This is a genomic window from Acidithiobacillus marinus (genome assembly GCF_002847505.1).
Classification (GTDB): domain Bacteria; phylum Pseudomonadota; class Gammaproteobacteria; order Acidithiobacillales; family Acidithiobacillaceae; genus Acidithiobacillus; species Acidithiobacillus marinus.
Map to the genome: position 1 here is coordinate 103404 of NZ_MXAV01000036.1, position 12486 is coordinate 115889.

Below are 12486 nucleotides of genomic sequence, written 5' to 3' on the forward strand. Positions count from 1 at the left end.
CCTTTAAGCCTTGTGGGCGTTGAATTGCGGGTTGACATCTTTGACGGGTACGGCGTTGATCCAGTCCCAGGAGTTTCCAAGGTACATGGTCCCTCCGACAATCGTGGGGTTTACAATGCCAAAGCGACCGCCTACATGATATTCGTGGACCAATTGGCCGGTTTTTGGTTGAATCGCATAGATGTCTGGGCCAGTTGAAATATAAAGCATATTTTCATAATAGGTCGGTGCACCACGGCCTGCGCCTGCCGGGCCAGGATTGGGTACGTGCCAGGTCCACGCGACTTTGCCCGTATGCAGATTTATGGCTTCATAAGTGGAGGTGACGGGAGAACCGACATACACCATTCCGTGATGAATCATGGGTACGCCACCCTTGAAAGCCGGGATTTTGGGCCCCCGGCCCATGTTGTCTGTCCACAGAACCTTTCCGGTATTGGCGTTAAAGGCGCGCACCAGGGTTTCCATGGTCGCTTTACCGTTCACTATTTTGGTATTGGCCACGGTATCCATGACCACAATTCCGTTATCCACCGCCGGAGAAACATCGCCCATACCGGTGTTCACGGCACCAGGAATTTCACCCTTCCAGAGCACCTTACCGTTGTTGACGTTCAAAGCATACAGCCCGGGAATGACCGACATGGAGACATACACATGATTCTTCCAGACGACCGGGCTGGACATGTTGGCGATACCACCTACATGGGTTTTCCAGATGGCTTTACCATCCGAGGAGCGTATACGGTAAATATTACCGTCGCCGGTGCTGATAAACAGGGAATGAGCGGCATAGGCCGGGGTAGGCATGGCATCACCCTGGGTTTTGAAGCTCCAAAGCAGTTGTCCGTCCTTGCGGTCCAGACAGAAAATACCGTTATAACTGATATCCTTACCGCGCCCTGCTTGTTTGGGGTGTTTGGCATATTCCATGACGTTGGCAAAATTGAAAGACACGCTGCCTGCCGAGAGATAGACCTTGTTGCCAACCACCAATGGATTACCCATAAGGGTATTGGCTACCGGGCTACTGCGCCAGATCAACTTGCCGGTCCGGGCATTCACGGCGTAGGCAAACATATCATCACTTTCGGCATATACGACGCCCTTGACCACGGAAACACCCAGGGCATTACCATAAAACTGGGTTTGTACCGGCAAGGCTTCCTTGATGCCATCCACCTTTTCTCCATAAGGATGGTTGTCGTTCAGCGGCCAAGCCCGGGCTTCAGGAAAATTCCAGCGAACCCCCTCGCGAATCCAGCTGGGTGCATTGGTCGCTACCGAAAAGCCAGCGTTATGCTGAGGATTACCATACGCATGGGTCCACTCGGACGGGCCGACCTGATCATTAGCCGGTGCGGCATTTTGTGGCAGGTACAGGGTAGCAAAAGGACTTTGAGGATCCAGGGCATTGTGTGCGGGATCCTGGGGCACCTGATTGGTTTGTGCCCAGGCTGCGCTGGACATGAATAAACTGACTGCAGATAATATGGCTATTTTGCGTAATTTCATCATTTCTCCTCACGCTTTCAAAGCGGAATATTTACAGGAATATATTTCCTCAGTAGATGTTCTAAATAATTAGAAAATTCTAATTTAATAATGAATAATTCAGCATCATCATTGAGTTACTGAACCGTAAACCTCTTATTATAAGATAGCAACCAATAAAAATGTAAAAAATTGAAACCATGTTACATATTCTTACAATTTATTTTATTTTGGATAAATGCAGATATAATTTATTTTGCGCTAAAGTCTGGCTTAATTGATTGCAGATCATACGGGTGCACAAAAAAGCCCCCTTCTTCAAGCAAGAGGGGGGCGTCATACCGTGTGCAATACAATATCTATCAGTGGGATTGATCCGCCAGAGCCAGCATCAATTGGTTAAGGCGAGCCACAAAGCCGGCCGGGTCTTCCAGTTGGCCACCCTCAGCCAGAATGGCCTGATCCAGCAGTAGGGAAGACCACTCGGCAAAGCGGGCATCCTCTTGTTCGATACGTGCCAGCATCGGGTGACCGGGGTTGATTTCCAGGGTCGGCTTGGTACTGGGAATCTCATGGCCAGCCTGTTTGAGGAGTTGCTGCATATACAAGGCCATATCTCTTTCACCCAGGACAATGCAGGCCGGCGAGCTGGTCAGACGATGAGAGACCCGTACCGCCTCGACACGATCTCCCAGCGCATTTTTTATGCGCTCAACTAGGCCTTCGGCCGTTTTTTCGATTTCTTCCTGAGACTTGCGTTCTTCTTCCGTTTCGATGCTGCCCAAATCCAGAGTGCCCTTGGCAACAGAAGCCAGCGACTTGCCTTCAAACTCCTGCAAATGACTGGTCAGCCATTCATCCACACGATCACTGAGCAGCAATACTTCTATGCCTTTTTTTCGCAGCAATTCCAATTGGGGGCTGTTTTTGGCGGCAATAAAAGTATCGGCAGTAATGTAATAGATTTTATCCTGACCTTCAGGCATCCGGCCGATATAATCTGTCAGGGAAACATTTTGGGTTTCGTTGTCGCTGTGGGTACTGGCGAAACGTAATAACCTGGCAATTTGCTCGCGATTAGCAAAATCTTCTCCTGGTCCTTCTTTGAGGGCGCGCCCGAATTCATTCCAGAAATTTTGATATTTTTCAGGCTCATTTACTGCCATATCCTCCAGCAGACCCAAAACCCGCTTAACCGAGCCCGAGCGCATTTGATCAATGACGCGATTACCCTGGAGAATTTCGCGGGATACGTTGAGGGGTAGGTCACTGGAATCTATGACGCCCCGCACAAAACGCAAGTAGCGGGGAAGAATCTGGTGTTCGGTGTCATCCATGATGAACACCCGCTGCACATAGAGCTTGATGCCGTGGGTTTGGTTGGGTTCCCAGAGATCAAAGGGTGCCTTGCCGGGAATATACAACAAGGACGTATATTCCAGCCGGCCTTCCACCCGGTTGTGGGCCCAGGCCAGAGGCTCGCCATAATCATGGCTGACGTACTGATAGAACTCCTTGTACTCGGCATCGCTGATTTCGGATTTGGCGCGTTGCCAGAGCGCCGAGGCTTTGTTGATGGTTTCCCAGGTGTCGCCGGGTTGCTGATCATCCCCGGTTTTGCGCATCAGGATGGGAAGGGGAACATGGTCAGAGTACTTGTTGATGATGCTGCGCAGGCGCCAGGCATTAAGAAAATCCGAACGTTCCTCTTCGCGCAGATGAAGGACGATTTCAGTGCCGCGCTCGGGCAGGTCTACCGTTTCGAGGGTGTAGGCACCTGTGCCATCGGACTCCCAGCGCACCCCATGTTCGGCTTCCATGCCTGCTCTGCGGGTGTTGAGCGTTACCCGATCGGCGACGATGAAAGCGGAATAAAAGCCGACGCCAAATTGGCCAATCAGCTTGGCATCCTTGCTTTGGTCACCGCTGAGACGTTCAAAAAATTCCTTGGTACCCGATTTGGCAATGGTGCCGATATTGGCAATGACCTCATCGCGATTCATACCGATACCATTGTCACGAATGGACAGCGTCCCATTTTCGGCATCGAAATCGACCTTGACGTTCAACTCGCTGTCACCGGCCATCAGACTGGGATCGGCCAAGGCTTCAAAGCGCAGCTTGTCGCAGGCATCAGAAGCATTGGAAATCAGCTCGCGCAGGAAAATTTCCTTGTTGGAATAGAGAGAATGAATCATCAAGTGCAGCAGTTGATTGATTTCCGTTTGAAATTGCAGGGTTTCCTTGTGGGTGGTCATGTTTTCTCCTTCAGAATGATCAGGTATCGTAACGGTTCTTTATCCAATAGACAGGCTGCAGGTGGGGGCAGTCTCTGGCAGAATCAAGATCCTCGCTCCTCGACAGCTTTGGGGCCATCCTCTAATATTGCAGAAATCCTTCCACATTGCAGGTCGTTTATGTCCGATCAGGTGATATTGACCGCCATCGACGGGTCACAAAATGCCCTGGTGGCTGCTGCGGTGGCTGCCCGGTTCTCCCGATTGTTGGGGATGCACCTTGGGTTGGTGACAGCTTTACATATTCCTGGTGATCCGCTGGGTTTTGGTGCTGCTTTGTTCTCCAGTGGGCTGACGGACCGCTTGCTGGCTGAAGCCCGCCTGGAGGCAGAAAGTAATTTGTGCGCAGTGGCTGCACGCATCGCTGAACATTGCGGTATTCCTCTGCCTGAATATTTTCTTCTGGAAGGTGCTCCGGAGCAGGAGATTCCCCGACTGGTCCAGAGTAATCCGGAGGTCAGCATGGTGGTACTGGGTCAGCGCGGCTTCGGTACGGAAAGCAAGCCGAAGGGCTTACCGCATCTGCTCGGAGGCCTGGGTGCCAAGCTGAGCCTCACTTTGTCGGTTCCGGTTTTGCTGGTCCCCCCGGATATGAATCTGGACCAGCTCTGTGCCCCGATCTGTGATACCGATCAGGACAAGGGGGTGCGTTAAGTGGACGTGTTTCTGCCTATCGCCCACATGGACGTGAATATCTGGTTGATCGTCAGCTTTGGTCTGGTAGTGGGTTTTCTTTCTGGTTTGACGGGTGTGGGGGGGGGATACTGATTACTCCCTTGCTGATTTTTATAGGAGTGCCGCCGCTGGTGGCCGTAGGTACGGGGGCTGCACAAATTGTCGGCGGTTCGGCCATCGGTAGTTATGCACACTGGCGCATGGGCAATGTGGATATGCGCATGGCATTTGTGCTTTTGGCGGGAAGCTGGACGGGGGGACTGCTGGGCGTCCACATCGCCCGGATTCTGGAGGCGGGCGGACACTTCAGTTTGGTGGTGACATTTCTCTACGTCGTGCTGCTGGGCTTTATCGGGACTTCCATGCTGATTGAATCGTTGCTGGCCCTCCGCCGCCCGCGTTCGGAAACCCCTAAAAAGTCCCGGAATAAGGACAAATCGTTTTTACAGCGCCTGCCCGGACAGATGGATTTTCCGGTGTCGGGATTACGCCTGTCCATTTTGACCCCGATTCTGCTGGGTTTCGGCGTGGGCTTGCTGACCGCGCTGATGGGCGTCGGCGGGGGGTTCGTGATGGTGCCCATCATGCTGTATATGCTGAAAATGCCGACCAAGGTGGTGGTGGGAACCTCCTTGTTCCAGCTGCTCTTTACGACGGCAGAAGTAGGGATTTTGCAGGCAGGAATGAATCATGCCGTAGATCCCTATCTGGCTTTGGCTTTGGTTTTGGGCGCTATTTTTGGCACCCAGTTCGGGGCAAGAGCCGGAGCGCATATGCAGGGCGAACATCTGCGTCTGGTGCTGGCCCTGGTCGTTGTGGGGGTGGCTATCAAAATGGCCCTGGGGCTGTTTATCACCCCAGCCCACATTTTCAGCATGGCGCGCGTAGTGTGATGGTGTATCTGCGACTGCTGATTCTTGGGCTGACCCTCGGCTTTGCTCTGCTGGCGCAAGCGGCCACGTCTCCTCTGGTAATGGCTACCAACATCCAAGAGGTGCGGGTGACCAGTGGATTTACTGGGGAAAATGTCTTGGTTTACGGTGCTATCTCCGGGCCCGGGCAGGTGATCGTGGTGCTGCGCTCACCCGATAGTACCGAGGCCATGCAGAAAAAAACTCGGAGCGGACCTATCTGGCTGAATGGCGCCAAGGTCACGGTCACGGGTGCCCCGGGCATTTGGCAGAGGCTATCCTCCGCGCCGGTTCGGGAGCTACTGCCCGAGATGGTATTGCAACAGCAGGGGCTGACTCGTTCTTCTCTGCTCAGCCATACCCACTTTGCGCCGCAGCCCGAGTCCTTGCATCTTTGGCAGCAAGCCTTTCTGAAACAGAAAACGCGGCATCAGCAGTATCGGGTGGTGCCGACGGGCGTGAAAATCCGGGAAGGATTATTTACGGCCAGCATACAGTTACCTGCGGCCTTGCCTTTAGGGCATTATCAATTGACCACCTATCTGGTCCGGCAGCAACAGATCGTTGCTGTGGATAAAGAGCAAATTGATGTCAGGCAGGTAGGGTTTCAAGCCTGGATCGCCCGTTTTGCCGAACAACATGCTTGGTTGTATGGCGTGGTTTTGACATTTATTCTCGCTGCATTGGGCTTTGGGCTGGGAATTATCATGCGGCGTCGATCTGCGTAATATTTTCTTTAATCATCGACGTGTTTCTGAGCGAGAAAGGCGACGCCATCCAGCACTTGATAAAAATCCCGCGCAAAATAGTCAGGTTGAATATCATTGTAAGACTTTGCGCCTTGATTGGAGTCTATGAAAATGGTTTTCAGTCCGGCTTGCTGGGCGCCATAAATATCCCGATACATATCATTACCTACGTAAATCGCCTGATGCGGAGCTATTTCCAGTTGTTCGGTGGCCATGTGAAATAATCGAGAGTCTGGTTTGCGATAGCCGTAATCTCCAGAAATAATGCGAATATCAAAATACTTTTTGATATTCAGGGCGCGCATTTCAGGGAGGGCGAAGCAGCGTTGGGCATCTGAAATGAGCGCCAGCTGATAGTGCTCCTGCAGGCTTTTGAGGGTTCTTTTGACACCTTCGTAGCGCTCCAGGCGGGTTCTGGAAATGCCGCGATGCAGGCGTGCGAGTTCTTTGGCGAGCTTTTCCCGACCATTGACCGGCTTGCTGTTTTCCTGAATCAGTATGGTATGCCAGATGGCTTCCACATCAATTTCCGGATAGCGTTCAGTCGATTGACGCTTGCGTTCTTTCATGACGGCAAAATAACGCTCGCGTACTTCCCGACGATTCATGAAAACCCGATGATACGTCAGATAATGGGAAATTCCCCGATAAATCTCCTCCATATCTTCATTGGTTTCTATATTGATCAGGGTTCCATACAGATCAAAACAGACAGCGCGTATAGACATAATGAGATTACCTCCGTAGTACTGAAAGAGCGGCATGAACCAGGGCCTGACTATAACGCCAGTCCAGCCAGGAATTACGGGCAATGCGCAACAGGGTCATGCCCATATAAAAAGGCACTCGGCGGGTAATGGCCGCAAATGCGGCCTGCCGATCCGGGAAATGGGTGCTGTATTCCCAGAGAAAATGACCGATAAAAGGTTCTGCCTGCGCCGCATGATGGGTATTTCGCAAGAAATGATGATGAATTTCTCCGGCAATCATACCCAGATCGTAGGCGCGATCTGCGCGCTTCATGCGTTCGAGATCAATGGCAATGATTTTTCGGGGATCGGCAAATAAAAAATTGGATGGGGTCGCGTCTCCATGAATCAACACGTCCTGATCAGACCACATGGAGGAATCGTGCTGCCAGTGCTCCCGATAATGATAGATTTCCCGTAATTGGGCATCGCTTATCCGATGGCGACGCTGGAGGCGGGCCATGATTTTATCAAAGTATGCATACTGCTCATTAAATTGAACCCTTTCCGGACCGGCGGTATGGTTATGTAGCTTGGCTAGAAACCAGGCGAGATCGGTCAGACGCTCATAGAGTATATGGTCTTTTTTGACAGACTGGTAGTGATCCAGAATTTTCGATAACGATTGACCAGGACAATATTCTTCAATAACCAAGCTGTTGATATGCCGAGCAATTCCAAAAGCCCGGGGAATCTGAAAATGGCTTGGATTCAAGCCGATCTGGCGAAGAAAATGTAAATTCTGCCATTCATTCCAGGCCCGATCCCAGGCATGCTGCGGATCCTTGCCGGGGCGCTGAAAAAACTTGCCAATGACTTTCTGCCGGGAGTGGCTCTCTTCATAGAGGAAAACCTCATTGGAAGCGGGAAACTGAAAAACCCGAAAATGATGAATGACATTTCCTGACATCAGCTGCGGGAAAATAATGTCGCACAGGTAGGCAAAAAGCGGATCTTCTGGAGAAAGTCGACCCAGATATTTCATGACCCCGATTCCATCTGGCAATCTTTGTGCATCATGGCGGGGGTGCCTGCAGGACCGGATGGAGATCAATACGTACAATCCTCCAACCGGGTTCCAGTCGGCTCAGTGTCGGGGCGATATTGTCTTTGATCTGCTGACTCAGAGCATTTTGCGCGGCTGCAGAATGGGCAACCTGATCCAATTGTGGAAACGCCATGAAGGGATTGGCAATCAGGCTGTTGAAAAGATCTTCTGACCGTGTCAAAGCATGCCAGGGCGCGTGGCCTCGCAGCACAGCTATCGGGTCAATAGTCAAAGCTTTTTCCTTGCCGGATGATGTTTGCACCATCACCCCATAAGAACCCAGAGAGAGAGTTTTTTCCGCTGTCCGGGAAGTGGGTGCTTTAACAGGAGCAGGTTTTTCTGGAGGCGGTGTGATGGCTTGCAAATGCAGTGGAACGATGAGGGCAATAGCAATAGCTACGCCTGTTGCCACCAGCGCTAGTATGAGCAACCAGATCCAGCGATGCTTTCGGGAGGCAACAGACTTTTTTTTGCGGCGGGCCAATGTCCATCACTCCTGTATGAGAGGGCACTTGTTCGGGGCCGATATCCATTTTGTATCATGGCCAGTGACCGGAGAACAAATGATTCGCTATGGGATGCGGCCAGGGACAAATCAGGCATGCCTGATTTCAGCTGGAGGCGCGGAATTCTATGGTTTGCCTGGCGGCAACCCGTTAAACTCTGGAGCAAATCCTTTTTCTGAAGCCGATCCGGGACGAAGATGATTCCTGAAACTGCCGTTTTGCTGCTTTTTGTTGCTGCGTCACTGCTCTCGGTTCTCTCCAGTCGTATGCGTCTGCCCTATACGGTCGCTTTAGTACTGGGGGGGTTGCTGCTGGGAGGGCTACATTTATTTCATACCCCGGTACTGACCCACGATCTGGTGTTCAATTTATTTTTACCCGGCTTGATTTTTGAATCGGCATACCACCTTTCTGCCAGCGCCATGTGGCGTGATCGATTGGCTATTTTTGGTTTGGCGGTGCCCGGTGTGTTTCTATCCATGGTGGTTACGGCCTATGTTTTTCTATGGTCTTCGGAATACTTGCCGCATCTTTCCGGAGCGGTGATTCCATTGGCGGTGGCGCTGGTATTCGGGGCGGCGGTGGCGGCCACGGATCCCATTTCCGTGGTGGCCATCTTTCGGAAATTAATGGCGCCCGAGCGCCTGACCTTCATGATCGAAAGCGAAAGTCTGTTGAATGATGGAACGGCTATCGTCTTTTTCAGTCTGTTTTTGACCCTGGCCGAAGGCAAGGCCGTATCGATAGCGCATCTAGGGCTGGATTTTGTCAGTGAGGTGGGTGGAGGTGCATTACTAGGTCTGGTCATTGGATGGCTAGGTTCGGAAGTCATCAAGCGGGTGGAGGATGGCATGGTCGAAATCACCATTACTATTCTGGCCGCCTATGGCAGTTTTTTGCTGGCCATTCAGTTGGGTTATTCCGGAGTCATTGCTACGGTCGTCGCGGGTCTGCTTTGCGGTAATTATGGGGCGCAGAAAGGCATGACCGCTTCCGTGCGCATGGCCGTCAATATCTTTTGGGAATATATCGGCTTTGCCCTGAACTCACTGATTTTTCTGCTGGTAGGCTTGACCATCAACCTGCTGGATCTGGTGCATATCTGGGCGTTGATTTTGGCCGCATATGTGGCAGTCACCATTGCCCGTGCGGCGGTGGTATATGGTATGGGGGCGATACTGAGTCGTACCCGGGCGAAAATCCCGCTGAGCTGGAATTTTGTACTGATGTGGGGTGGCATTCGTGGCGCCCTCTCCATGGTGCTGGCGCTGAGCTTGCCCATCGGGCTTCCACATCGGGAGCTGCTCATCAATTTAGTCTTCGGTGTGGTTTTGCTGACGATTCTGGTGCAGGGCCTGAGTATTTCTCCCTTGGCCAGAATGTTGAAGGTTCTGGGCAAAAATGAGTCGGATCAAAAAACGGAAGTGCAACGTCTGCGCATATTTCTGGCGCAAGCCGATCTGCACGAATTGGAACAATTACAAAAAGAGGGACTGCGTGACCAACGCGCCCTCAAGGCCTTGACCCGTTATTTTGAAGCCGAGCAACAAGAGGCTAGTCACCAGTTGCAGCAATTGGACAAACCTGACAGCAACAAAATTCTGCAAGGGGATTTTGTGCGTTTATACCGACGAATCTTGTTGTCCAGAAAAGAAAAAATAAATCAGGCGCGCAGTGAAGGTCTATTGAATGATATCAGTGCTGAACAGTTGATAGTGGATATTGATGCACAATTACTGGAAATAGCATCACAACCGGAAGTCGTGTTCGCGCGGATGACCGATGTGGAAGAGGATAAAGCCCGTGCGTGAGGAAATCCTGGCACTATCGGTGCGGCCCAGGATGATTGCTGCCTATCTGGGCAGACTCATGCTGGTCACAGGACTCCTGATGCTGGCCCCGGCTTTATTTGCTTTACTGGCACCGGGCTGGTCTGGTGTATGGCAGTATGGACTCACAGCGCTGATGCTCATAGGGTTAGGTCATGGCTTGCAACGCTACGTGTTACTTCATAAAAAGGACGTGCTTCAAGCCAATGAAGCGATGGTCATTGTTGCGCTGATTTTTATTTTAACCCCCGTTATTTTTGCGATACCCATGAGCGCGAATGGCGTGGGATATCTCGCTGCATTTTTTCAGGTGGTTTCGGATATCACCACTACTGGAATGGAAGTGCTGCCGAAAGGACAACTACCCATATCCTTCTGGTTGACTTCCGCCTGGTTACAATGGATTGGGGGTTTAGGGATTACCGTATTATCACTGGGGCTGGTCTCCAGTCAGGTTCTAAATATCCGACGCTTGAGCGGAGTGCTGGATGGTGACAGCCAGCAACAGCAAGTACAACTTACTGATTATGTGCGTAATGTGCTAATAGTTTATCTTATCCTGACAGTGCTCACTTTTTTTGCTTTGCTGATAGCAGGTCAATCAGCCGTGCAAAGTGCCATATTTGCCATGGCGGCAGTTGCTACCGGTTGGTGTGCTCCAGCCCGTATTGGTATCAATGATTATTCCGGTGCGGTGCAACTAATTATCGCTCTGGCCAGTATGAGCGGTGCGGTGACCATCGGCTCTTATTTGCTTCTGTCTCGAAATCGCTGGCGGGATTTTCTGCGAGACGTAGAGCTTCGCTTGCTACTGTTATTTATTTTTATCGGAACGCTGGTGCTGGGCGTGAGCTTGTATTTTTCCGGAATACCGATTGGAAATGCCTTTTTCAAAGCATTTCTTTTGGCTACTTCGGCGCAAACCACCGCTGGATTTTCTCCCCTTGATCTGAATATGGTTTCTGGCTTTGCCCTGGTCATCTTGATTGTGTTGATGTTTATTGGCGGTTCTGTAGGCTCTACGGCGGGGGGAATCAAGCTGGTGAGAGCCTGGTTATCACTTAAAATTGTGGCGTACCTGATTCGGTCTACCAGAATGTCGGTACATGTAGTAAATCCTTTGCGCATGGAAGGGCGAACGGTGCCGGCTTCGGTGTTATTAAATACCTTGGCTATAGTGATGTTGACTTTGATGGTCATGACCTTGAGTTGGCTCGCTTTTCTGGTTTCGGGTTATCCCGCGTTACCGGGGCTGTTTAACGTGGTTTCGGCCATGAGTACGGCGGGGCTATCAGTGGGTGTTCTCAATGTAAGCACCCCTGTGGCTTTGAAATTGGTACTTTGCGCAGATATGCTTTTCGGACGCTTGGAGTTTGTGGCTCTTTTAGTGTTACTTGCCCCCCGTACTTGGTTCGGTCGGCGTTTACGATAATGGATAAGGAGTGAGAAATGCGTGTGGTTTTTGCTGGAGCTTCCAATTTGGTGGTCAGAACCGTGCAGCAACTGAATGAACAGACCCGCCATGACGTGATCATTATTGAAAATGACGCAGCACTGATTGATAGTCTCAATGACCAGTTAGATGCTGCTTTTATTCAAGGCGATGCCAGTCTTCCAGCAATTCTGAAAGAAGCTAATCCCCGTGCCTGTGATTTCTTTTTTGCCACAACAGATCGTGACGAGAGCAATATGATTGCTGCTCTGACGGCCAAGGCGCTGGGCTTCAGCCGGGTTGTCGTGTTAATTAAGGAAGAATCCTACGAGCCTATCTGTCAGGAGTTGGGTTTGGATGAAATCATCATTCCTTTGCGTGCGGTCAGAAGAGATATGATCAATATCATTGATGGTGAACGAGAGCGCCATCTTTCGGATTACATTCGTGCAGATCTCCGTTTGTTTTCATTTCGGGTGCCATCAGACGCCGAACCGCAAACGCTGGATGATCTCGCTCTGCCAAAAGATACCAAACCAATTGTGATATATGACGATCGGGACACACCCCGTACGCTGAGTGGAGACATGACGATACAACCTGGCGATGACGTGGTGCTGCTCACGCATAAAAACACCCTGAAGACCTTGGAGAACAGGTTTTCAAAAAAATAGGAGCCGTGATTAATATTGCTGCTCCACATCCGATTTTATGCAATAAAATACTTATATTTCCTGTCTCTTCATGGCGACATTGTAATCGAAGAAAAATAATTTTATTTCCATTAAGATTAAAT

11 protein-coding genes are annotated in these 12486 nt (G+C 50.9%); 6 read left to right on the forward strand and 5 right to left on the reverse strand.

Going from position 1 to position 12486, the window contains the following annotated elements; genetic code table 11:
* Nucleotides 1-3: 3 nt before the first annotated feature.
* Together B1757_RS10060 and htpG are read right to left on the reverse strand one after the other, a co-directional pair.
* Nucleotides 4-1515: an outer membrane protein assembly factor BamB family protein gene (locus B1757_RS10060; protein WP_101538182.1), complete on the reverse strand. Its 1512-nt coding sequence runs from the start codon at nt 1513-1515 to the stop codon at nt 4-6.
* 341 nt (nt 1516-1856) lie between these two features.
* Entirely contained in the window at nt 1857-3752 is a 1896-nt protein-coding gene (gene htpG / locus B1757_RS10065) for a molecular chaperone HtpG (protein WP_101538183.1), read from the reverse strand.
* A 159-nt stretch (nt 3753-3911) separates the two neighbouring features.
* Here htpG and B1757_RS10070 point away from each other — a divergent pair, with 159 nt between their 5' ends.
* From B1757_RS10070 to B1757_RS10080, 3 genes are all read left to right on the forward strand, one after another.
* Nucleotides 3912-4445: a universal stress protein gene (locus tag B1757_RS10070; RefSeq protein ID WP_101538184.1), complete on the forward strand. Its 534-nt coding sequence runs from the start codon at nt 3912-3914 to the stop codon at nt 4443-4445.
* Between the two features lie 122 nt (nt 4446-4567).
* A complete protein-coding gene (locus tag B1757_RS10075) occupies nt 4568-5359 on the forward strand; it encodes a sulfite exporter TauE/SafE family protein (protein ID WP_253253805.1) in 792 nt (263 codons plus the stop codon).
* Entirely contained in the window at nt 5359-6105 is a 747-nt protein-coding gene (locus B1757_RS10080) for a TIGR02186 family protein (protein ID WP_172437672.1), read from the forward strand. The genes B1757_RS10075 and B1757_RS10080 overlap by 1 nt, the downstream gene beginning before the upstream one ends.
* Nucleotides 6106-6113: 8 nt before the next feature.
* Here the strand turns inward: B1757_RS10080 and B1757_RS10085 are convergent, their stop codons facing one another.
* From B1757_RS10085 to B1757_RS10095, 3 genes are read right to left on the reverse strand one after another with little or no spacing between them, the layout of a single operon-like run.
* Nucleotides 6114-6854 (reverse strand): HAD family hydrolase, encoded by a 741-nt coding sequence (locus B1757_RS10085; protein ID WP_101538185.1) that lies wholly within the window; start codon nt 6852-6854, stop codon nt 6114-6116.
* Nucleotides 6855-6861: 7 nt separating this feature from the next.
* A complete protein-coding gene (locus B1757_RS10090) occupies nt 6862-7860 on the reverse strand; it encodes an aminoglycoside phosphotransferase family protein (RefSeq protein WP_101538186.1) in 999 nt (332 codons plus the stop codon).
* A gap of 31 nt (nt 7861-7891) precedes the next feature.
* On the reverse strand, nt 7892-8407 hold the full coding sequence (locus tag B1757_RS10095) for a hypothetical protein (RefSeq protein ID WP_101538187.1): 516 nt from the start codon (nt 8405-8407) through the stop codon (nt 7892-7894).
* Nucleotides 8408-8626: 219 nt separating this feature from the next.
* Between B1757_RS10095 and B1757_RS10100 the strand changes: the two genes are divergently transcribed.
* The 3 genes from B1757_RS10100 to B1757_RS10110 are packed head-to-tail and all read left to right on the forward strand — an operon-like array spanning nt 8627 to nt 12364.
* On the forward strand, nt 8627-10240 hold the full coding sequence (locus B1757_RS10100; RefSeq protein WP_101538188.1) for a cation:proton antiporter: 1614 nt from the start codon (nt 8627-8629) through the stop codon (nt 10238-10240).
* Nucleotides 10233-11690, forward strand: a complete 1458-nt coding sequence (locus B1757_RS10105) for a TrkH family potassium uptake protein (protein ID WP_172437673.1) — start codon at nt 10233-10235, stop codon at nt 11688-11690. The genes B1757_RS10100 and B1757_RS10105 overlap by 8 nt, the downstream gene beginning before the upstream one ends.
* Nucleotides 11691-11707: 17 nt before the next feature.
* Nucleotides 11708-12364, forward strand: a complete 657-nt coding sequence (locus B1757_RS10110) for a potassium channel family protein (RefSeq protein ID WP_101538190.1) — start codon at nt 11708-11710, stop codon at nt 12362-12364.
* Nucleotides 12365-12486 lie beyond the last annotated feature (122 nt).